The organism is Pseudomonas sp. URMO17WK12:I6 (assembly GCF_003253625.1).
Taxonomy (GTDB): Bacteria; Pseudomonadota; Gammaproteobacteria; order Pseudomonadales; family Pseudomonadaceae; genus Aquipseudomonas.
Map to the genome: position 1 here is coordinate 216,327 of NZ_QKYZ01000002.1, position 22,228 is coordinate 238,554.

The 22,228-nt window shown below is 58.9% G+C and carries 21 protein-coding genes; 12 read left to right on the forward strand and 9 right to left on the reverse strand.

The annotated features are described in order from the left end of the window. Positions 1-96 precede the first annotated feature (96 nt). Complete coding sequence (gene gorA / locus F475_RS04720; RefSeq protein ID WP_018929070.1) at positions 97-1,455, forward strand: glutathione-disulfide reductase; 1,359 nt, start codon at positions 97-99, stop codon at positions 1,453-1,455. Here the strand turns inward: gorA and F475_RS04725 are convergent. Beyond that, the gene (locus F475_RS04725) at positions 1,452-2,471 is read right to left on the reverse strand and encodes a DNA-binding protein (protein WP_111453269.1); all 1,020 of its coding nucleotides are present in this window, start codon (positions 2,469-2,471) and stop codon (positions 1,452-1,454) included. The genes gorA and F475_RS04725 overlap by 4 nt on opposite strands. A 178-nt stretch (positions 2,472-2,649) precedes the next feature. Between F475_RS04725 and F475_RS04730 the strand changes: the two genes are divergently transcribed. From F475_RS04730 to ahpF, 3 genes are all read left to right on the forward strand, one after another. Further along, positions 2,650-3,588 carry a site-specific integrase gene (locus F475_RS04730; protein WP_111453270.1) on the forward strand — a complete coding sequence of 313 codons (939 nt, stop codon included), beginning with the start codon at positions 2,650-2,652 and terminating at the stop codon, positions 3,586-3,588. Between the two features lie 138 nt (positions 3,589-3,726). Then, positions 3,727-4,290 (forward strand): alkyl hydroperoxide reductase subunit C, encoded by a 564-nt coding sequence (gene ahpC / locus F475_RS04735; protein ID WP_105345993.1) that lies wholly within the window; start codon positions 3,727-3,729, stop codon positions 4,288-4,290. Positions 4,291-4,435: 145 nt separating this feature from the next. Continuing rightward, positions 4,436-5,998 (forward strand): alkyl hydroperoxide reductase subunit F, encoded by a 1,563-nt coding sequence (gene ahpF, locus F475_RS04740; protein ID WP_064617701.1) that lies wholly within the window; start codon positions 4,436-4,438, stop codon positions 5,996-5,998. Between the two features lie 67 nt (positions 5,999-6,065). On the opposite strand, the gene gloA is transcribed toward ahpF, so the two are convergent. Then, entirely contained in the window at positions 6,066-6,587 is a 522-nt protein-coding gene (gloA, locus tag F475_RS04745) for a lactoylglutathione lyase (protein ID WP_007935657.1), read from the reverse strand. A 134-nt stretch (positions 6,588-6,721) separates the two neighbouring features. Between gloA and F475_RS04750 the strand changes: the two genes are divergently transcribed. Further along, positions 6,722-7,246 carry a DUF4946 domain-containing protein gene (locus tag F475_RS04750; protein WP_026286641.1) on the forward strand — a complete coding sequence of 175 codons (525 nt, stop codon included), beginning with the start codon at positions 6,722-6,724 and terminating at the stop codon, positions 7,244-7,246. Between the two features lie 174 nt (positions 7,247-7,420). On the opposite strand, the gene F475_RS04755 is transcribed toward F475_RS04750, so the two are convergent. The 3 genes from F475_RS04755 to F475_RS04765 all read right to left on the reverse strand — a co-directional run bounded on the left by F475_RS04755 (position 7,421) and on the right by F475_RS04765 (position 10,531). Next, a complete protein-coding gene (locus F475_RS04755; protein WP_007935661.1) occupies positions 7,421-7,786 on the reverse strand; it encodes a histone-like nucleoid-structuring protein, MvaT/MvaU family in 366 nt (121 codons plus the stop codon). Between the two features lie 233 nt (positions 7,787-8,019). After that, on the reverse strand, positions 8,020-9,555 hold the full coding sequence (locus F475_RS04760) for an EAL domain-containing protein (RefSeq protein WP_111453271.1): 1,536 nt from the start codon (positions 9,553-9,555) through the stop codon (positions 8,020-8,022). Between the two features lie 103 nt (positions 9,556-9,658). Further along, on the reverse strand, positions 9,659-10,531 hold the full coding sequence (locus tag F475_RS04765; RefSeq protein WP_111453272.1) for a LysR family transcriptional regulator: 873 nt from the start codon (positions 10,529-10,531) through the stop codon (positions 9,659-9,661). Positions 10,532-10,609: 78 nt separating this feature from the next. Here F475_RS04765 and F475_RS04770 point away from each other — a divergent pair, with 78 nt between their 5' ends. Together F475_RS04770 and hppD are read left to right on the forward strand one after the other, a co-directional pair. Continuing rightward, positions 10,610-11,557 carry a DMT family transporter gene (locus F475_RS04770; protein ID WP_111453273.1) on the forward strand — a complete coding sequence of 316 codons (948 nt, stop codon included), beginning with the start codon at positions 10,610-10,612 and terminating at the stop codon, positions 11,555-11,557. A 246-nt stretch (positions 11,558-11,803) separates the two neighbouring features. Continuing rightward, a complete protein-coding gene (gene hppD, locus F475_RS04775) occupies positions 11,804-12,880 on the forward strand; it encodes a 4-hydroxyphenylpyruvate dioxygenase (RefSeq protein WP_007935668.1) in 1,077 nt (358 codons plus the stop codon). A gap of 67 nt (positions 12,881-12,947) precedes the next feature. Here hppD and rarD read toward each other — a convergent pair whose 3' ends face one another. From rarD to F475_RS04790, 3 genes are all read right to left on the reverse strand, one after another. Next, a complete protein-coding gene (gene rarD / locus F475_RS04780; RefSeq protein WP_026286642.1) occupies positions 12,948-13,835 on the reverse strand; it encodes an EamA family transporter RarD in 888 nt (295 codons plus the stop codon). A 195-nt stretch (positions 13,836-14,030) separates the two neighbouring features. Beyond that, a complete protein-coding gene (locus F475_RS04785) occupies positions 14,031-15,044 on the reverse strand; it encodes an aldo/keto reductase (RefSeq protein WP_018929082.1) in 1,014 nt (337 codons plus the stop codon). A 68-nt stretch (positions 15,045-15,112) separates the two neighbouring features. Continuing rightward, positions 15,113-16,012, reverse strand: a complete 900-nt coding sequence (locus tag F475_RS04790) for a LysR family transcriptional regulator (RefSeq protein ID WP_111453274.1) — start codon at positions 16,010-16,012, stop codon at positions 15,113-15,115. Between the two features lie 100 nt (positions 16,013-16,112). On the opposite strand from F475_RS04790, the gene F475_RS04795 reads away from it, so the two are divergent. From F475_RS04795 to F475_RS04805, 3 genes are all read left to right on the forward strand, one after another. After that, entirely contained in the window at positions 16,113-16,829 is a 717-nt protein-coding gene (locus F475_RS04795; RefSeq protein WP_111453275.1) for an SDR family oxidoreductase, read from the forward strand. Then, positions 16,826-17,200, forward strand: coding sequence for a hypothetical protein (locus F475_RS04800; RefSeq protein ID WP_111453276.1), 375 nt, complete (start codon positions 16,826-16,828; stop codon positions 17,198-17,200). The genes F475_RS04795 and F475_RS04800 overlap by 4 nt, the downstream gene beginning before the upstream one ends. Before the next feature lie 343 nt (positions 17,201-17,543). Further along, positions 17,544-17,903, forward strand: coding sequence for a DUF6124 family protein (locus tag F475_RS04805; protein WP_111453277.1), 360 nt, complete (start codon positions 17,544-17,546; stop codon positions 17,901-17,903). A 239-nt stretch (positions 17,904-18,142) separates the two neighbouring features. Here F475_RS04805 and F475_RS04810 read toward each other — a convergent pair whose 3' ends face one another. Beyond that, positions 18,143-19,453 (reverse strand): MFS transporter, encoded by a 1,311-nt coding sequence (locus F475_RS04810; RefSeq protein ID WP_111453278.1) that lies wholly within the window; start codon positions 19,451-19,453, stop codon positions 18,143-18,145. Between the two features lie 169 nt (positions 19,454-19,622). Between F475_RS04810 and F475_RS04815 the strand changes: the two genes are divergently transcribed. Beyond that, positions 19,623-20,753: a sugar diacid recognition domain-containing protein gene (locus F475_RS04815; protein ID WP_064617724.1), complete on the forward strand. Its 1,131-nt coding sequence runs from the start codon at positions 19,623-19,625 to the stop codon at positions 20,751-20,753. 266 nt (positions 20,754-21,019) lie between these two features. After that, positions 21,020-22,162 carry a glycerate kinase gene (locus tag F475_RS04820; protein ID WP_111453279.1) on the forward strand — a complete coding sequence of 381 codons (1,143 nt, stop codon included), beginning with the start codon at positions 21,020-21,022 and terminating at the stop codon, positions 22,160-22,162. Positions 22,163-22,228 lie beyond the last annotated feature (66 nt).

The following is a 22,228-nucleotide window of genomic DNA, read 5'->3' on the forward strand; positions in this document are numbered from 1 at the left end:
TTCGGGTGGCTTTTTCATTTTTCGGCCCCAAATAGTTTGCAACGCTTGCCCAAAGGGCGCTCGCAGGTATGCTGGTGTCCTGCCGAGGAGATAGTAATGGCCTACGATTTTGACCTATATGTGATTGGTGCCGGTTCTGGCGGTGTGCGGGCTGCGCGGTTCGCGGCCGGTTTTGGTGCGAAAGTCGCCGTGGCCGAGAGCCGCTACCTGGGCGGTACATGCGTGAACGTTGGCTGTGTGCCGAAAAAACTGCTGGTCTACGGCGCGCACTTCGCCGAAGACTTCGAGCAATCGCAAGGTTTTGGCTGGACTCCGGGTGAAGCGACGTTCGACTGGGCGACGCTGATCGCCAACAAGGATCGCGAGATCAATCGCCTGAACGGCATTTATCGCAATCTGCTGGTCAACAGTGGTGTGACCTTGCATGAAGGTCACGCGAAAATCGTCGATCCGCATCAGGTTGAGATCAATGGCGAGCGTTACACCGCCAAAAACATCCTGATTGCCACCGGTGGTTGGCCGCAGATCCCGCAGATTCCGGGGCACGAGCATGCCATCAGCTCCAACCAGGCATTCTTCCTTAAAGAGCTGCCCAAGCGCGTTCTGGTGGTCGGTGGTGGTTACATTGCGGTGGAGTTTGCCGGGATTTTCCACGGGCTGGGCGCTGAGACCACGCTGCTGTATCGCGGTGATCTGTTTCTGCGTGGCTTCGACGGCGCAGTGCGCAAACATTTGCAGGAAGAGCTGACCAAGCGCGGCATGAACCTGCAATTCAATGCCGACATCGAACGTATCGACAAGCAGGCCGATGGCAGCCTGAAGGCGACGCTCAAGGATGGTCGTGAGCTGGAAGCGGATTGCGTGTTCTACGCCACCGGTCGGCGTCCGATGCTCGACAACCTGGGGCTGGAAAACACCGGGGTCAAACTCGACAAGAAAGGTTTTGTCGAGGTCGATGAACAGTATCAAACCGCTGAACCGTCAATCCTGGCCCTCGGTGATGTGATTGGTCGGGTACAACTCACGCCGGTTGCTCTGGCCGAAGGCATGGCCGTGGCGCGGCGTTTGTTCAAACCTGAGCAATATCGCCCGGTGGATTACAAGATGATCCCGACCGCCGTGTTCAGCTTGCCGAACATCGGCACTGTCGGGCTGACTGAAGAAGAGGCGCGCGAGGCTGGGCACGATGTGGTCATCTTCGAAAGCCGTTTTCGGCCGATGAAGCTGACCCTGACCGAATGCCAGGAACGCACCTTGATGAAACTGGTGGTGGACGCCAAGACCGACAAGGTCCTGGGTTGCCACATGGTCGGCCCGGATGCCGGCGAGATCGTGCAAGGGTTGGCGATTGCCCTGAAAGCGGGCGCGACCAAGCGCGACTTCGACGAAACCATAGGTGTGCATCCGACGGCCGCCGAAGAGTTCGTCACCATGCGCACGCCAGTCGCGGGTTAATCGTTCTTCTGTGGCGCTGATGCGTCTGGCGCTGTCGCAACGACAGCGGCCAGGCGCACGCTTTCATCCAGGCTTGCCTGCAACTTGATCAGTTCAACTTCCAGCGCTTTGTTGATGTGCGACTGCTCGTCAATGTTCTGCTTGAGCGACTGGCTTTCCAGCAAGGCAATGCGCAAGCGTTCCTGGAGGAGGGTGCGTTCGCTGTCGATGCGGGTGACCTGTTCCAGTAACTGATCCTGTCGGCTGTTGGTGTGCTTGAGTTGCTCCTGCAACAGGCTCAACTCCCGCAGCGTGCCACGGTTTTCGGTCAGCAGACGCTCATTGTCGCGATGCAGTTGGGTGATTTCATCCTGGCGTACCAGTGCGCTTTGCTGGGCCTGACGCAACTCCATCTGAATCTGCTGCACTTGGCCTTCGTGGCGTCGCTGTTCCTGCTCGCGCTGGTCTTTGACGGCGTTGCGGTAGTGCTCCAGTGCTTCGCGGGCGTGCAGGTGTTTTTCTTCCAGTGAGCGGATCTGCTCGTCCTTGTCCTGCAAACGCAACTCGAAATCGGCCAGTGCCTGGTTCAGCCCGGCGTTGCGGGTTTGCTCGGTTTGCAGCATCGAGCGGGTGTCGTGCAGTTCCGCCGATTCCTGGGTCAGCGCCAGGCTTTGAATTTCGTATTGCTGTTGCAATTCGGTATTGGCCTCGCGGGCCTCGTGCAACTGGGTTTCCAGCTCTTTTCGTTGTTGCTCGAACTGCGCGCGTGCCTGGTCGATGGGTTCTTGCGCCTGTTCTTTCAGGCGTTGCGCCAGTCGCGCCACCAGCGCTGTCAGCTCATCATCGATCGGTTCGGAAGGTGCTGGCGCGGGTTCGGTGCCGTCATCGAGCTCTTTCAGATAGCGATGGATCGTGGTTTTCGAGCCGGTATTGCCCATTTCGATCCGCACTGCGTCGATGCTCGGGTGTTCGCCCCGGGCGAGGATTGCCGAGCGTGCCGCTTGCACCAGTGCCTTGTTTACGCCGCCACGTGCCATGTGTTCTCCTACGATTTGATACTGTGGTACGTACCACTAATATACACAATGTACCATGCCGTGAATAAAGTTAAAAACTTGTGATAACTGATGCGGGATATACTGGTATTACCCCGTGTGATGAGCTGTAGACCGGGTATTCAATCGCCAACGCGGTACGTTTTCGAGCACTGAGCCCATGACCGATCTGGATCGCTACCTGCAAGCCGCTACCCGCGACAACACCCGTCGCAGCTATCGCGCGGCCATCGAGCACTTCGAAGTCAGCTGGGGCGGGTTCCTGCCGGCGACCAGCGATAGCGTTGCGCGGTACCTGGTTGCACATGCGGGCGTGCTGTCGATCAATACCTTGAAGTTGCGCTTGTCCGCGTTGGCGCAGTGGCACAACAGCCAGGGGTTCGCCGATCCGACCAAGGCACCGGTGGTGCGCAAAGTGTTCAAAGGTATTCGCGCGCTGCACCCGGCCCAGGAAAAACAGGCTGAACCCTTGCAGCTTCAACATCTGGAGCAAGTGATCGCCTGGCTGGAGCAGGAAGCACAATCCGCCAGGGCGCAGGGCGATCGCGCGGGATTGCTGAGAGCCAAGCGCGACACCGCACTGATCCTGCTGGGCTTCTGGCGTGGTTTTCGTAGTGATGAGTTGTGCCGCGTGCAGATCGAGCATGTACAAGCCAGCGCCGGTTCAGGCATTACCCTCTACTTGCCACGCAGCAAGGGCGATCGCGAGAACCTCGGCCAGACCTACCAGGCACCCGCCTTGCAGCGCCTGTGCCCGGTACAGGCCTACATCGAATGGATTACCGAAGCCGCGTTGGTCCGTGGCCCCGTGTTTCGTGGCATCGATCGCTGGGGCCATTTGAGCGAGGAGGGCTTGCACGCCAACAGCGTGATCCCGTTGTTGCGCCAGGCACTGGAGCGCGCCGGCATTGCGGCCGAGCACTACACCAGTCACTCCCTGCGTCGCGGCTTCGCCACCTGGGCGCATCAGAGCGGTTGGGATTTGAAGTCGTTGATGAATTACGTGGGCTGGAAGGATGTGAAGTCAGCCATGCGCTATGTTGAAGCCAGCCCGTTTCTCGGGATGACCCGAATCGCTGAAAAGCCGTTGGCGCTGTAGATCACGTTTTCTTCTATTAATACGCTCGGCTAATAGCGAAAACAAATCAGCAGCATCAGGTTTGCCAATGAGCCAACCGGCGATCGGGTGGGTAGGATTCACCACATCAACTTCTTAACCCCTGACGGAGAGTCACCGATGCCTATCATCAACAGCCAAGTTAAACCGTTCAAAGCTACCGCCTACAAAAACGGCGACTTCGTACACGTGTCGGACGCTGACCTGAAAGGCAAGTGGTCTGTCGTTTTCTTCTACCCAGCTGACTTCACCTTTGTTTGCCCGACCGAACTGGAAGACCTGGCTGACAACTACGCCGAGTTCCAAAAACTGGGCGTCGAGATCTACAGCGTTTCCACCGATACCCACTTTGCCCACGCTGCCTGGCACAACACTTCGCCAGCGATCGGCAAAATCCAGTACACCATGATCGGCGACCCGACTCATGTCATCTCCCGCAACTTCGACGTGCTGATCGAAGAAGCTGGCCTGGCTGACCGTGGCACTTTCGTGATCAACCCTGAAGGCCAGATCAAAATCGTTGAACTCAATGATGGCGGTGTAGGTCGTGACGCTTCCGAGCTGCTGCGCAAAATCAAGGCCGCTCAATACGTCGCCGCTCACCCGGGCGAAGTGTGCCCAGCCAAGTGGAAAGAAGGCGAAGCCACTCTGGCTCCGTCCCTGGACCTGGTCGGCAAGATCTAAGTCTGTGACGCGCTTCATCAGGGCGGAGCTCCGCACCTACTAAGTAAGCTGCACCGCCCCATAAAACGCCCGGGCGAGATTCGCTCGGGCGTTTTTTTATGTCTGATTGCTCTCTATTCAAACAGCATCTAAGGAAATCGCCCGTATGTTGGACGCCAATCTTAAAGCCCAGTTGAAATCGTACCTGGAACGGGTCACTCAGCCGATCGAGATCGTTGCATCCCTCGACGACGGTGCGAAATCCCAGGAAATGCTCGCGTTACTCAAAGACGTTGCCAGTCTTTCCACCCAGATTACTCTGCTCGACAACGGTAACGATGCGCGTAAACCATCGTTCTCGATCAATCGCCCGGGAGCCGATATCAGCCTGCGTTTCGCCGGCATCCCGATGGGCCACGAATTCACATCCCTGGTGCTGGCCTTGCTGCAAGTCGGCGGCCACCCATCGAAAGCCAGTGCCGACGTTATCGAGCAGATCCGCTCGCTCAAAGGCGAGTTCAACTTCGAGACTTACTTCTCGCTGTCCTGCCAGAACTGCCCGGATGTGGTTCAGGCGCTGAACCTGATGGCCGTGCTGAACCCGAACATCCGCCACGTCGCCATCGACGGCGCGCTGTTTCAGGCCGAAGTTGACGAGCGCCAGATCATGGCCGTGCCAAGCGTTTACCTGAACGGCGTGAACTTCGGCCAGGGTCGCATGGGCCTGGAAGAAATCCTCGCCAAGATCGACACCAGCGGCATCGAGCGCCAGGCCGAGAAGATCAGCGCCAAGCAAGCCTTCGACGTACTGGTCGTCGGCGGTGGCCCGGCCGGTGCTTCAGCGGCAATTTACGCCGCTCGTAAAGGCATTCGCACCGGCGTGGCGGCTGAACGTTTTGGTGGCCAGGTGCTCGACACCATGGCCATCGAGAACTTCATCTCCGTGCAGGAAACCGAAGGGCCGAAACTGGCCGTGGCACTGGAAGAACACGTTAAGCAATACGACGTGGACATCATGAACCTGCAACGCGCCGACAAGCTGGTGCCGGGAAAAAACGGTGAATTGCACGAAATCCATTTCGCCAGCGGCGCGTCCTTGAAAGCCAAGACCGTGATCCTCGCCACCGGCGCGCGCTGGCGTGAAATGAACGTTCCGGGTGAGCAACAATACCGCAACAAGGGCGTGGCGTACTGCCCGCACTGTGACGGTCCGCTGTTCAAAGGCAAGCGTGTGGCGGTGATCGGTGGCGGTAACTCCGGCGTCGAAGCAGCCATCGACCTGGCGGGGATCGTGTCCCACGTAACCCTGCTGGAGTTCGACGTGCAATTGCGCGCCGACGCGGTGTTGCAGCGCAAGTTGCACAGCCTGCCGAACGTTACCGTGATCACCAGTGCGCAAACCACTGAAGTGACCGGCGATGGCCAGAAGGTCAACGGCCTGCGCTACAAGGATCGTCAGTCGGACGAGCTGCGCACTGTCGAGCTGGAAGGGATTTTTGTGCAGATCGGTCTGTTGCCTAATACCGATTGGCTTAAAGGCACCATCGAGCTGTCGCCGCGCGGCGAGATCATTGTCGATGCCCGTGGTGAGACGTCGATCCCCGGCGTGTTCGCGGCCGGCGACGTGACCACCGTGCCGTACAAGCAGATCGTGATTGCGGTGGGCGAGGGCGCCAAGGCTTCCCTGAGCGCATTCGATCACTTGATTCGCACCTCGGCGCCGGCATAAACGCCGAAGCTGAAAACACAAAACCCCATGAGCGATCATGGGGTTTTTTGTGGGTGGATCTTTTGATTTACAACGGTGCCGGCTGAATGATCTCGACCCAGTAACCATCCGGGTCCTTGATGAACGCCAGGCTCTTCATGCGACCGTCGTTCAGGCGTTTCTGGAAATCGCAGCCCAACGCTTCAAAACGTTCGCACGCGGCACGGATGTCTGGGACCGAGATGCAGATATGGCCGAAGCCGCGCGGGTCGGTGTTGCCGTTGTGATAGGCGAAATCCGCGTCGTTCTCGGTGCCGTGGTTGTGGGTCAGTTCGAGAATGCCGGGGATCGATTTCATCCACTCGGTGCGGGCAGCGGCATCGGCCGGGATCTGGTTTTTATCGACCAGCGCCAGGAAGTACAGGCTGAACTCGGCTTCCGGGAAATCACGCTTTTCCACCAGCGAGAAACCCAGGACGCGGGTGTAGAAATCCAGGGACCGGGTGATGTCCTTGACCCGCAGCATGGTGTGGTTGAAGACGAACTTCTGGGTGGCGGTGTCAGGTTGGGCGGTCACACCAGGAAATGTATTGAGTTCGTGCAGGCTCATGGGCCCTCCGGAAATTCCAAGAATGCTCACAATGATACGCAAGGGGCCTGGCATCGCCAAACCAAAACCGCAGGCTTGCCTGCCGGGCGGGTGAAGCTCAGACTTCGCGGCTCAATCCGTGAGTGTTCATTACAATGATCCGACCCTGTCAATTGATGTTCGTCCTTATGTGTCTGCTTTCAGGTGTTACCCGTGCTGATGCAGAAGCTCCGGTCGTGACCTGGCCCAATGGATGGACCGTCGAGACCGTGCCGCAAGACGAGGCCAAACCTCAGGTTTCCCGCCAGCGCGCGGTAAAAAACGACCAGGACGGGACACCGGTAATGGTGATGGAGTTGACCATGACTCAAGTGGAAAGCGGTCATCAGGTGAATCTGGAAGGTGTGTTACTGGAAATGCGCAAGTCCGTGCAGAAGGACTTTTTTCAGGGCGGCTATCAGAGCGTCTGCAACAAAATTCATCCGACTGCCTTGAGCCGGTTATCGGCGCTGGAAACTACCTGCACCATTACCCAGAACGGTCGACATGTGTTGTCTCAAACATTGGTCGCCGCAGTGGACGGCGATAAAGCCTATGTTCTTTCCTACGCGGGGCAGGCTGAGGTTTATAAGGCAAGTCAGGGCGACATAGAGGCAGCTCGAAACAGCTTGAAACTTTAGTTTAAGGTTTCTGTACCCGCGTTTTTGAGCATGGCCCGGATTTTTAGATAGCCAAACGGATTAAGCACAAAGTTAGTCAGGCTATAGCGAATTGATCGGCGACTATCGTCGCATTTTAGACGGCATCCATGAAAAAGCCCTGCATTGGCAGGGCTTTTTTATTACCGTGAGCGCTTAGGCGCGCAGCCAGGAGTCAACGGTGGCTGCACCGTATTGTTCCTTCCAGGCTTTTAGGCCGCGGTGGTTGCCGCCCTTGGTTTCAATCAGTTCACCCGTGTGCGGGTTCTGATAAACCTTGACCACGCGAGCGCGGCGGGTTTTAGGGGCGGTTGCCTGCTGCAGGCCGGATTTCGCCGGGTGCGGGTCGAGGATGGCGATGATGTCGCGCAAGCTCTTGCCGTAGGTTTTCATCAGCCCCTGGAGCTTTTCTTCGAATTCGATTTCTTTTTTGAGACCGGCATCGTTCTTCAAAGATTCCAACTGCTTGAGCTGTTCTTGAAGGGCCTTTTCAGCTGCACGGAATTCAGCGAGTCTGGACAATATCTTTACTCCAATAGTGTGTTTGGCTGAAACCAACCGCAAACAAAGCTATAAGCCAAGAGCCTTGAAGCGACTCGGTGATAATGGCACGCCTGCCGATTTTGCACAGGTATGAAAAATTGTAGTAGTTAATTGGCCAAGAGTAAATCCTGACTTTTTCTTCATGTAACAAGAGTAGTCTTTTGATTCAATTTGGCGCGCATCATCATGATTCCGGCGCTTAACGTGGTTAGTTAATGATCACTTAATGCTCTAATGAACTCTGCGCCGGGCATCGGCCGGCCGAACAGATAACCTTGCAGAAAGTTCACGCCATGGGCAGTCAGATAGTCACTTTGCTCCTCGGTTTCCACCCCTTCGGCGACGATGCCCAGATCGAGTTTGGCCGAGAGTTCGATGATGCTGTCCAGAATGTGCCGGGAGAGGGCGTCGACACCGATCATGGCGACAAAACTCTGGTCGATTTTCAGGAAGTCCACATTGAACTGACGCAAGTAACCGAGGCTTGAATGGCCGGTGCCAAAGTCGTCGATGGCGATCATCACGCCCAGCGCGCGAAGCCGTTCGAACAACAGCAGGGTGATGGCTGTCGGTTCGACCAGTTCGCGCTCGGTCAACTCCAGCACTAAATGGACACTGCCCGGTGCAAAAGCACTGAGGAATTCACGGCAGTCTTCGACCAGCGCAAGATCCCGGCAATGACTGGCGGTGATGTTGATGCCAATGTGGAATGGCCCCTCGAACGATGCCGACAAGGGCGCCAGCAATGTGGCGGTCTGTTGCATCAGCGAGCGGGTCATCGGCACGATCAGACCGGAATGTTCGGCAAACGGGATAAACAGATCCGGACGCACCAGGCCTTCCCTGGGATGTTTCCAGTGCATCAATACTTCGGTGCCGGACCACAGCTTATTGTCGCCATGCACCACGGGCTGAAAGTAAGGAATGAATTCTGCTGCCTCCAGCGCCCGCTGCATTTCACGGCTGGGCGACATCGAGCGCTTCTGCAGCACATGCCCGATCGAACCTGACACCACGCCGAAGAACATCAACAGACTGAACAGTGGCGGGTATTCACTACGCATGTAACGCCAGGTTTCTCCTTCGGGGAAACCTGCGGCCACCGTAAAGGCATAACGCGAGGACGTCAGCGTACTTTGTGCTACCGGCAAGGCGGGCAGGGCGTCCTCGTGAACTTTGCCGTCGGCGGACAACCAGTTGGGACCGACTTGTAGCAACAGTAATGTCTTGCGGCCGATCAGGCGCAATTCATTGCTCAGGTGATAACCGTTCAGCGTGGTCAATGCCCCTTTATTTCCTTCGCTGAGCCGGTACACCAACAGCGCGGTATTGGGCGTGACCGGGTTGCCGTTCATGAGCCATAACTGGCCTTGGGTGTAGTCGCCGGGATTAACCTTTTCCTGATATTCACCGAACAACGAACTGCAATAGAGGTTGTCGTCCCACACCAGGTTGGTCGAGCGCACGAAGGGCCGGCGCGTAACTTGTTCGCGCAAGGCCAGTTTGACGTCATTGCAGTTTTTGCCAGCCAGCGGCAGGAGCTCCTGCGCCGCTTGGGCGGTGTTGTCGAGCATCAGTTCGAACTGGCGAATGGATTCTTCGCCAGTCAGTTCAGTACTTTGCTTGAGGGTACGTTCAGCCTGCAGATAGAGAATGGCGACTCCCAGCAACACCGGGAGCAATCCGCTCAAAACAGTCACAGTGATCCGGGTGCCACGCTTGCGGCGACTTTTGACGTTCAGTGGCATTCGCAAATCCATCGCGATAAAAGAGGGCTCTCAAAGGTTGGCAGGTCGACATGCCTCCCAAAAGAGTTCAGCCATGATAGTTGGCTATCGGCCCTTATGCCGCTCAACCTTTAATCAATCTTGAGGCCAGTTTAATAAAGGCCAGCGTCGCGGGGGATGACTGACGCTGATCGAGCACCGCCAGACCGACTTGGCGGCTGATGGGGGGCGACAGCGGTTTTTTCACGTAGCGGTTGTCGTTGTCGTCAGGCAGTGAGCTTTCGGCGACGACAGTCAAGGCATCGCCACGGCCTACGACGTCCAATGTGCTGAGCAACTGCGAGCAGCGATAACGGATGTTCGGCGTCAATCGCGCCGTATTGAACAGGCGCGACACCAGCTCCGAAGACCCGGCTTCGGTCAGCACAAAAGGGTCGTGGCACAAGTCGTTCAGGCGCAAGCTGCCGCGACCGGCCAGTACATGGTCGGCAGGCAGCAGCGCGACCATCTGGTCCTCGATCAAGGCCACGGTGTCGAAACGCTCTTGGGGCAACACCACGAAGCCGATGTCGATACGCCGTTCTTCCAGCCACTGAATCACCTGGCGATCCGGCCCTTCATCGATATGAACCTCGATGCCCGGATGCGAGGCGCGGTAGTGCTGCAAGATCCTGGGCAACAGCTTGATCGATGAGGTCGGGCCGAACGAGCCGATACGCAGAGTTCCGGTTTTCATCCCGCGTGAATCGGCCGCCTCCTGGCGCAAAGTGTTGGCCAGCCCGAGCATTGCCCGAGCGCGCAGTAATAGCTGCTGGCCGATATCACTGAGCTCGACCTGGGACTGATGCCGACGCAACAGTTCGACGCCCAATTCCTGTTCCAGCGACTTGAGTGCGTGGGAGACCGCAGACTGGGAAATCTCCAAACGATGGGCGGCCGCCGTGAAGCCGCGCAATTCGGCCACCAGCGAGAAAATCTCGAGTTGAGTGAGGGTCATGAGTTTTTACTCATTTTACGATGATCGATCATTAGTCGAATGATACGCCACATGCCCGATTTCTGGCGGTGGAGACTTATGACTACGTGTGAACAGACCCTTGCGAACTCTTCGGATGTGCCGGTTTATCTGAAACTGGCGGCGGTCACCATGATCTGGGGCGGGACGTTCGTCGCCGGGCGGTTTCTGGCCGACAGCCTCAGTCCGTTATTCGCTGCGAGTCTGCGGTTCCTGCTGGCGAGCGTGGCGTTGCTGGTGTTCCTGCTGCTGGCGCGGGTGCCCTTGGTGCGACCCAGCCCCAGGCAATGGTTGCAATTGGCGCTGTTGGGATTCTTCGGGATTTTCTTCTACAACCTGTGCTTCTTTTACGGGCTGCATTACATCAACGCGTCTCGGGCATCATTGATCGTAGCGTTGAATCCAGCCGTGATCGGCCTGGCGTCGTGGCTGCTGTTCAAGGAGCGGCTGAGTCGGGCGAAAGTGGTCGGTATCGCGATCTGCATTGCTGGCGCCAGCCTGGTGATCGTCAGCCGCAATCCGCAGTTACTGGATGGCAATGCCGATGCCTGGATCGGCGATCTGTTGATCTTCGGCTGCGTGCTCGGCTGGGGCATTTATTCGCTGTTCTCCAAAGGCCTGAATCAAACACTGGGGCCGGTGCAGACGGTGACGTACTCGATTTTGCTCGGCACGCTGATGCTCTGGGTGACCAGTGCCGTGCGGGGCGAGCTGAGTGTCGCGGCGCTCACCGGGCTCGGCGCACAACAATGGTTGAGCCTGATGTACCTGGGCGTGCTGGGTTCGGCATTGGCCTACATTGGTTATTACGACGGCATTCGCAAAATCGGCGCGACGCGCTCGGGCGTGTTCATCGCCTTGAACCCGTTGACTGCTGTTCTTCTCGGCGCGTTGTTGCTGGGCGAACAGCTGACACTGGCGATGTGCCTGGGCGGCGGGCTGATCCTGGCGGGGATTTTCCTGTGCAACAAACCGCTTGCGCAGGCCACGAAAAAGGGGATTGTATAAGAAGGCGGACAAACTGATTTACGCTGTGTAGAATCCGGTTACGCATATAAGAATAATCGTCTTCTGGCAGCAGAAGCCTCGCCCGCAAGAGCCTTGGGTCGACAATGAAGATATTTGGGTTCCAATTGATCTACGGTGACTTCCTCGCCCGCAGCGTGAGGGGCATCTCCTGCGCGCCACCCGCCGGTCTCAGCATTGCTAGCAACTAACGATCCGTTAATTCTAAAAGCATGATGAGGCGCCAAAATGGCAGATTTATACGAAAACCCAATGGGCCTGATGGGCTTTGAGTTCATCGAATTCGCATCGCCGACCCCGAACACCCTGGAGCCGATCTTCGAGATCATGGGCTTCACCAAGGTCGCGACCCACCGTTCCAAAGACGTGCACCTGTATCGCCAGGGCTCGATCAACCTGATCCTCAACAACGAACCCCACAGCGTGGCCTCGTACTTCGCGGCCGAGCACGGCCCGTCGGTGTGCGGCATGGCGTTCCGGGTCAAGGATTCGCAAAAGGCCTACAAGCGTGCCCTGGAACTCGGCGCCCAGCCGATCCACATCGAAACCGGTCCGATGGAATTGCACCTGCCGGCGATCAAAGGCATCGGCGGCGCTCCGCTGTACCTGATCGACCGTTTCGGTGAAGGCAGCTCGATCTACGACATCGACTTCGTATTCATCGAAGGTGTTGACCGCAACCCGGTTGGCGCCGGCCTGAAGATCATCGACCACCTGACCCACAACGTGTATCGCGGTCGCATGGCCTATTGGGCCAACTTCTACGAGAAGCTGTTCAACTTCCGCGAAATCCGTTACTTCGACATCAAAGGCGAGTACACCGGCCTGACATCCAAGGCGATGACCGCGCCGGACGGCATGATCCGCATCCCGCTGAACGAAGAGTCGTCCAAAGGCGCCGGGCAGATCGAAGAGTTCCTGATGCAGTTCAACGGCGAGGGCATCCAGCACGTGGCGTTCCTCACCGATAACCTGATCGATACTTGGGACCGCCTGAAAAAAATCGGCATGCGCTTCATGACGCCGCCGCCGGACACCTACTACGAAATGCTCGAAGGCCGTTTGCCGAACCACGGCGAGCCGGTCGATCAACTGCAAGCACGGGGCATCTTGCTGGACGGTTCGTCCGAACCTGGCGACAAGCGTCTGCTGCTGCAGATTTTCTCGGAAACCCTGATGGGGCCGGTGTTCTTCGAGTTCATCCAGCGTAAAGGCGACGATGGTTTCGGCGAAGGCAACTTCAAGGCTCTGTTCGAATCCATCGAGCGCGATCAGGTTCGTCGCGGTGTGCTTTCCACTGATTAAGCCGTTCCTGATGTGAAAAAGCCCGGTCAGCAGCAATGCTGGCCGGGCTTTTTTTTGAATCATGCAATTACATTGGCCGGCGTCGTTGCCGGACCAGATGCTTGAACCCTTCAAACACCAACGCCGCCACCGCCAGCCAGATCGGAATGTAAGTCAGCCATTCGCCGGCCTTGATGCTTTCCCCCAACAGCAACGCAACGCCCAGCAACAGCACGGGCTCGACGTAACTCAACAACCCGAACAGGCTGAACGGCAGCAGCCGGCTGGCAATGATGTAGACCACCAGCGCCGAAGCGCTGATCACCCCGAGCAGGGGAATCAACAGCGACAGCCACGGATGTTGATCGAACACGCCAAAACCTTGTTCACCGCCCTGCACGAACCAGAACGCCACCGGCAGCATCAACGCCATGTCCAGCCAGAGCCCGCCAAGGTTGTCCGTGGCCAGGCGTTTGCGCAAGATGAAATAGATCGGATAGCCGATCACCACCAGCAACGTCGCCCAGGAAAAACCGCCGACCTGATACAACTCGTTGAGCACGCCGAGACTGGCGAAGAACACGGCTATTTTCTGCAGATAGGAAAGGCGCTCGCCATAGACGATTCGCCCGGTCAGGACCATGGACAGCGGCAACAGGAAATACCCCAGCGACACGTCAAGGCTATAGCCGTTGAGTGGCGCCCACATGAACAACCAGAGTTGCAGGCCCAGCAGCACTGCCGAGCCGATCAGGGCGATGAGCAACTTCGGCTTGGCGGCCAGCCGCCGAAGAATCTCGACCACACGTTTCCATTCGCCGGACACCACCATGAACACGGTCATGCATGGTGCGGTCAGCAACATCCGCCAACCGAAAATCTCCACGCCACTCAAGGGGGAGAGCAGTGAGGTGTAGTAATACATGACGGCAAACAGCATCGAGGCTGTGACCGATAGAGCGATACCTTTAGACAAACTGTCCTCGCGGGTTGAAGGTCAAACGGGGCGCGCAGGATACGTGGTTTTTGTGCTGAATATTGGCCAAGTGATCGATATTTTCAACATCGCGAGGGATGTTGCAGGCAAGCCTGCTCCCACAAGTAACTTCGTCGAAGCATAGTCAGCAGATCGACACAGAACCTGTGAGAGCGAGCCTGCCCGCGATAAACCTCAAGCCGAACGCGGTTTGCGTCCCGGCACAAAATGGCTCACATCATTGAACCCCGGTGTCGACGCATGCCCCGGTGTCACCAGCGAATCGATAAAGGCTTCATCTTCCGCCGTGATTTTCACCGCTTGCGCCTTGGTGTACCCATCCCACTGTTCTTCGGTGCGCGGGCCGACGATGGCCGAGGTGACGGCGCTGTTATTCAGCACCCAGGCGATGGCGAACTCAACGATGCCCACGCCACGGTCCCGGGTGTATTGCTGGATCTGCTGGGCAATGCGCAAAGACTCAACCCGCCATTCGGTTTCCAGGATGCGTTTGTCCTGGCGACCGGCGCGGCTGTTGGCGTCCGGTGTCACATCCGGCGCGTACTTGCCGCTGAGCACACCGCGCGCCAGCGGACTGTAAGGCACCACGCCGAGGCCATAGTTTTGCGCGGCGGTGATCTGCTCGGTTTCCGCCTGACGGTTGACGATGTTGTACAGCGGCTGGCTGATCACCGGCCTGTCGACACCGAGTTTGTCGGCCAAACGAATCACTTCGGCGATGCGCCAGCCGCGATAGTTCGACAGGCCCCAGTAGCGGATCTTGCCCTGACGAATCAGATCGCCGATGGCCGACACCGTGACTTCCAGCGGCGTGTTGTGGTCTTCGCGGTGCAGGTAATAGATGTCCAGATAATCGGTGCCCAACCGCGTCAGGCTGGCGTCGATGCCATTGAACAGGTGCTTGCGGCTCAAACCGCTGCGGTTCGGCACACCGTCCACCGGACCGAAGCCGACCTTGGTGGCGAGCACCCATTCGTGGCGGTGGCTGGCGATCGCTTCGCCGACGATCTCTTCGGAGCGGCCATTGGTGTACACGTCCGCGGTGTCGATGAAGTTGATGCCCTGGTCCCAGGCCTTGCCGATGATCCGCAGGGAATCTTCGGTGCTGGTCTGTTCGCCGAACATCATGGTGCCCAATGTGAGGGTCGACACCTGTAAACCCGAATGACCCAGCGTGCGATAGCTCATGACGAAATCCTTTTACCGGTCAGAAAGCCCTAATCAAATACCAGAACCGCTGCGCGGAGCAATCTGAATTATCGACGCAGTGCCTCACAACGCTCCTGCAAGAACGTTTGCAACACCTTGACCCGCTCCGACACCTGCACCCGATGCGGGCAGAGCAAATTGAATGGCACGCTTTCGCCTTGCCAGTCATCGAACAGCGTCACCAGCCGCCCGGCCTGCACATCGGCGGCGACGTCGAGCCAGGCCTTGTAGGCGATGCCATGCCCGGCCAGGGCCCAGCGGCGGGCAACTTCGCCGTCGTCGCTGAGGTAGTCGCTGTGCACATCAACCTCCAGCACCTCATCGCCACGGCTGAAACGCCAATGGTTGTAGGGTCGGCCATTGCGCAGGTAGAGAAGGGCGCTGTGTTCGCCCAGTTCCTCGGGATGCTGCGGCGTGCCACGGCGGGTCAGGTACTCGGGGCTGGCACAGGCCACGCGCCGATGCTGCGGCAGAATAGGTAGCGCCACCAGCGTCGAGTCACTCGGCACACCGAAGCGCAGGGCCACATCGACCGTCTCGCGGAACAGGTCGGCATGTCGATCGTTGAGCAATAGTTGCAATTGAATGTTGGGGTGTTGGCGCTTGAAATCATCTAGCCACGGTAACAGCACATTGCGCCCGAAGTCCGACGGCGCCGCCAATTGCAGTACACCACTCAAGCCTTGGGTCTGTTGCTTCAACGCCTGCTCACCTTCGGCCAGCGCGGCCAGTGCCAGGCGCACGCTATCCAGGTAGCGCCGGCCTTCTTCGGTCAGGCGCATGCTTCGTGTGGAACGGGCCAGCAAGCGGATGCCGAGGCGGGTTTCCAGGCGTTTGAGGGCGATGCTGGCCGCCGCCGGGGTCAGCTCCAGGGCGCGGGCGGCGGCGGAAATGCTGCCGGAGTCGGCGGTGCGGACGAAGATCTCCAGGTCGAGAATCGAGCTCATTGGTAAAAATCCTTTAAAGATCCTTCTGATTTACCGGGATTTTTCTTCGATTGGCAACCGAGGAAGATTGAATCTCCCTAACTCGACCGGAGATCGGCTCATGACACAACTCAACGCTTCCTTGCACAATCAGACCGTAGTGGTGATCGGTGGTAGCAGCGGAATAGGCGCAGCCATCGTCCAGGCCGCAGCCGAGCGTGAGGCCCGTGTGGTCGCGGTGAGTCGCCGCCAGCCAGCGGTCGACCATGATGCAAAGATTCGACACGAAGCGGCGGACGTCACTGATGAATCGTCGTTGCGACAGCTGTTCGAGCGTATCGGCCCTTTCGATCATCTGGTGATCACGGCCGGTCCGAGTGTGAGTGCCAAACCGCTGGCCGACAGCGATTTGCAGCACGCCCAACAGGCCTTCGATGTCAAATTCTGGGGCACGCTGCGCACGATTCAGGTCGCGCTGCCATACCTGAGCGCACATGGCAGCATCACGCTGACCTCGGGTTTGTTATCGCGCAAATTTGTCGCCGGGCAGTTCATCAAAACCACCTTGAATGCGGCGCTGGAAGCCTTGGGCAAGCAACTGGCCAAGGAACTGGCTCCGCGCCGGGTCAACGTTGTAAGCCCTGGCGTGACCGACACCGAGGCTTACGCCGGAATGGACGAAACGCAACGCGCCGCGATGTTTGCCCGTACCGCCGCCGCATTGCCGGTGGGCCGGGTCGGCACCCCACAAGATCTGGCGGCAGCGTTTATTCTGGCGATGGAAAACGACTTTATCAGCGGCACCGTCATCGACGTCGACGGAGGAGGGTTGCTATGAGTTGGCACTTTGATCATCTGGCCTTCAACACCCCCGACGGGCAACCGTTGCAGGAGGCCTTCGGTTCGTTGTTGGGATTGGCGCCGGGACGCCGCCCGCCATTCCCGTTCCCTGGACGCTGGTTGTATCAGGATGCGCAGGCGCTGGTGCATGTAATCGAACAGCCGACGTTCGATGAAACGGCGTTGAGCCACATTGCCTTTCGCACCGATGAGGACGCTGCCACGGTGTTGCGACGGGTGCAGGCCAGCGGTTTGCCGTATCAGGTGGCGCAGGTGCCGGAGGACGGGATCTGGCAGATTTTCGTGCAGATGCCGGGTGGTTTGGTGATTGAGTTGGATGCCAAGGCAGGAGGTCTGGAGAGCGTTTAACGGGGATGTTTAAAAGACATTTCCGGATACTCACTGAGGCTACATATTCTTGCGCCGCTGCCTACGACTGCGCCAGAATCCGCCGGCTTGTGCGCCTTGGGCCTGGGTTTTATCGTTTCCCCGTCGCTGAAAAACAGCGATCGGGTTTGGTAGCCCGGGTCTCTAATTGCAAAGCACTGCCTTTTGCCGAGCCTTTTCGTCTCGTCTTTATGGTGGTCATGCGCAGGGCACCTTCGGGTGCGCCGTTTTCCTAGAGCCCGGTCTACCAACCTGCGTATGGCCTCCACCCATCGTTTGGTAGCGAGGGTGATGGCTCCTTTTAAGCGCTTTAGGAGTTTCATCTATGTTCAAACCAACGCCAAATCCACCAGAAGCGGACGACGTTTCCCCCTACGAAACCCCCGATTCCAAAAAACTCAACGAAGCCGCCGAGCGCGCCCTCGACCATTACCTCAAACCGCCCACCCCCAAAGCCACCAAGCGCAAACCCAGCACCATTTACCATGTCGGTGAGAAAGTCGATAACGAAACCCTGCTGGTCAACGCCTGCGAAACCCTGGCGTCAGCGAGCATGATGCTCACTGAATTCGCCGGATTGATGGACATGCCCCATCGCAACATGATGCTGGGGATTCAATCGGTGGTCATGCTTGGGGAGCTGGCTGTCAACCGAGTGCTGGATAACCTCGATCCGCAAGGCTGACGAAAGTCTGTAGTGAGAGCACTCCTTGTGGCGAGGGAGCTTGTCGGATCGCCGCACCGTCCCGCTCGGCTGCGCAGCAGTCGCAAAGCCTGGGCATGCGGTATGTCTGAAAAACCGCGATCACCGGGATTGGGGTCGCTTCGCAACCCAGCGGGAGCAAGCTCCCTCGCCACAGAAGCAATTGCGAATGCATGGAATGAGAAACGGCCCGGGAGGGCCGTTTTTGTTTTCACTGAACCTTAAACCCGCAACGTCCGGGTCATGCGCAATGCCAGCAAGCTCCCGCAAACAATCACACCCGCCAGCAGGTACAACGCCGCATCGGTCGACCCGGTGCTGTCCTTGACCCAACCCACCAGATACGGGCTAAGGAAACCCGCCATCTGCCCCATGGAGTTGATCAGCGCCAAGCCACCGGCCGCCGCACCGGCGCTGAGCATCGCCGTCGGCACCGGCCAGAACATCGGCAAGCCGGTGAGGGCGCCCATGGTGGCGAGGGTCAGGCCGAGAATCGCAAGAGCTGGCGTGGTCGCGAAGTTCACCGCAATCAACAGCCCCACCGCACCCATCAGCATCGGCACCACCAGGTGCCAGCGACGTTCTTTGCGCAGGTCCGCCGAGCGACCGACCATCAACATGAACACCGCCGCCAGCAGGTACGGAATCGCGCTCAACCAGCCAATCACCAGGTTGTCGCTGAAACCCAGGTTCTTGATGATCGACGGCAGCCAGAAGTTAATCGCGTAGACACCGCTCTGGATGCAGAAATAAATCAGGCCGAACGCCCAGATCGCCGGGTTCTTGAACACTGCCCGCAAGGAGTCGGTGGTGGTTTTCGGTTTACTGGCCAGGTCTTCGGCGTGGTCGGCTTCAAGCACTGAACGCTCGTACGGGGTCAGCCACTTGGCGTTGGCGTAACTGTCGCTGAGCAGGAAGTAGGCGAGGGCGCCGAGGATCACGGTCGGGATGCCTTGCAGCAGGAACATCCACTGCCAGCCGGCCAAACCGGCCTGGCCTGCGCCGAAGTGGTTGAGGATCCAGCCGGAAAACGGGCTGCCCAGCAGGCCCGACACCGGGATCGCCGACATGAACAGCGCCATGATGCGGCCACGGCGGAACGTCGGGAACCACTGCGAAAGGTAAAGCACCACGCCCGGGAAGAACCCGGCTTCGGCGGCACCGGTGAACAGGCGCAGGGTGTAGAACTCGGTGGGTGTAGTGACGAACAGCAGACACGTCGAGAGCGCGCCCCACGTCATCATCATCAACGCGATCCAGCGGCGCGGGCCGAATTTGGTCAGGGCCAGGTTGCTCGGTACACCGCACAGTACGTAGCCGATAAAGAAAATCCCGGCACCGAGGCCGTACACGGTTTCGCTGAATTTCAGCGCGTCGAGCATCTGCAGTTTGGCAAACCCGACGTTCACCCGGTCGAGGTAGTTGAACAGGTAGCAGATGAAGATGAAGGGGATCAAACGCAAGGTAATGCGTTTGTAGACGGCGTTCTTGTCGTCAGCGTTGGCCAGGGTAGCGGTGGCGCTCTGTGACATGGCGGGCTCTCTCTTTATTATGATTTTTTGCGACGCAAGGGTAACGTTGATCGCCCGGTGAGTCTCGGCCACCCCTTGGGTGGTTGTCTTTGTGCCTGAGCACAGGGTTTGCGACCCTGGCCTGTGCGGCTGAACAAGCCGCCCCATCACGCTTTCAAGGATCCCCGCTATGTTTGAACTCGATCACGACCTGGCCCAGGACATCGTCGACCGGGCGATGGCCATCCTGCCCTACAACGTCAATGTCATGGACAGTCAGGGGCTGATTCTCGGCAGCGGTGAGCCGGAGCGGATCAACACCCGTCACGAAGGCGCGCAACTGGTGCTGGCCAACGGGCGCGTGGTGGAGATCGACGCGCAAACGGCGATTCATCTCAAAGGCGTGCAGCCGGGCATTAATCTGCCGCTGTTGCTCGATCAGCGCTTGATCGGCGTGCTGGGCATTACTGGCGAACCGGAGCAATTGCGCACCTACGCCGAACTGGTGCGCATGACCGCCGAGATGCTGGTGGCCCAGCGCAATCAGCAGGCCGAGCAGCAATGGCGGCGTCAACGGTGCGACGATCTGCTGGCATTGCTGTTGAGCGAAGCAGGGGATTCGCCACGGTTGCTGGATGAAGCGCAGCAACTGGGGCTCAAGCCACAGCTGACACGGGTGCCGTATCTGTTCGAGTTGGGCATCGAACACGGCCCGAGCCAGACCGTCGAAGCGCTCAGCGCCTGGCTGATGTCGCGCTACCCGGACAGTTGGTGCGTGAGCTCGGCCAAATCTTCGTTGCTCTGGTGCCGCCCGGCGACGCCTGCGGTCGAGAACGAACGATTGCTGGAAAAGCTCGATGGCCTGGGCTGGAACATTTTGCGCATTGCCGTGGGCGGGCAGGCCGACGGCTTGTCGGGGTTGCGTCGCTGCTATCGACGGGTCGGCGATTTGCTGGCCTACGGGCGCGATGTGTTGCCGCATTCGCGCTTGCTGATCCTGAACCGTTATCGGCTACCGGTGATGCTCTGGCGGCACCGCGACGATGATGCGCTGGATGAACTGCTGCGGCCGCTGCGTAAAGTCATCGCCAAGGACGGTAACGGGCAATTGCTGGCCACCCTGCGCAGTTGGTGCGAACACGACGGCCAGAGCCAGGCCTGCGCCGATGCCCTGGGCATCCACCGCAACAGTTTGCGTTATCGCATGGAGCGGATCGCCGAACTCAGCGGCGTCGACCCGCTGAAGCTCGACGGAATGCTCGCACTGTACCTTGGCGTCCAGCTCCTGCCACAAACCGAGCTGCCGACCACCGCTCCGTAGCAGCTGCCGAGCCTGCGAGGCTGCGTTCGGCGACGCAGTCGTCGTAAATTCTATAAATACGGCTTACCTGACACACCGCGCCGCATGATTTCACGACGGCTTCGCCGCCGAACGCAGCCTCGCAGGCTCGGCAGCTGCTACGACGAACAGTGCGGACAAGGGTTTTGTGGAAATGAACAATAATCCACATGGCCGCTTGTGCAGCGGACCGGCGTTATTGTTCAGGCCTGCTGGCAGCATGGACGCATTGGAACTGGAGAATTCGCATGAAAATCGTCATTGCCCCCGATTCGTTCAAGGACAGCCTGAGTGCCCAGGGTGTGGCCGAGGCCATAGCGCTGGGGTTGGCGCAGGTTTGGCCAGACGCGCAATTGCTCAAGTGCCCAATGGCTGATGGTGGCGAAGGCACGGTCGAGTCGATTCTGGCCGCGTGCGACGGAGAACTGCGCCGCACCCGTGTTCGCGGGCCGTTGGGCGCCACGGTCGATGCCGCCTGGGGCTGGTTGCCGCAGAGTCATACCGCGATCATCGAAATGGCCGAGGCCAGTGGCCTGCAACTGGTGCCGCTTGACCTGCGCGATGCCTGTACCAGCAGCACCTTCGGCACCGGCGAATTGATCCGCGCTGCGCTCGATGCCGGGGCGCAACGAGTGATTCTGGGGATTGGCGGCAGCGCCACCAACGACGGCGGCGCCGGGGCGATGCAGGCCTTGGGGGTGAAACTGCTGGATGCCCAGGGCCAAACCCTGGCGCCGGGTGGTCTGGCGCTGGCGCAACTGGCCCGTCTCGATTTGAGCGACATTGATCCGCGTCTGGCCGGCGTGCGTTTCGACATCGCCGCCGACGTCAATAATCCGCTGTGCGGCCCGCACGGTGCGTCAGCGATTTTCGGCCCGCAGAAAGGTGCGTCGCCCGAGCAAGTCCAGCAACTGGACCTTGCTCTCGGGCACTTTGCCGAGCTCTGCGCGCAAGCCCTGGACAAAGACGTACGCGATGAACCGGGCAGTGGCGCGGCGGGCGGTCTGGGGTTTGCCGCAAAGGCGTTTCTTGGCGCGCAATTCCAGGCCGGTGTGGAAGTGGTCGCCGAACTGGTGGGGCTGGCCGAGGCGGTCAACGGCGCCGACCTGGTGATCACCGGCGAAGGCCGTTTCGATGCCCAGACATTGCGCGGCAAAACCCCGTTTGGCGTGGCGCGCATTGCCCGGCAGCAGGGCGTGCCGGTCATCGTCATCGCCGGCACCTTGGGCGAGGGGTATCAGGCGCTGTACGAGCATGGCATTGATGCGGCTTTTGCATTGGCGAGCGGGCCGATGACCCTGGAACAGGCCTGCGCCGAGGCGCCGCGATTGTTGCGTGAGCGCGCCAGTGATATCGCGCGGGTTTGGCGGGTGGCCGCCCGCAAGGCCTGACACTGTCTTCAGTAAAAAGAAATCTCTGTGGCGAGGGAGCTTGCTCCCGCTCGGTTGCGCAGCAGC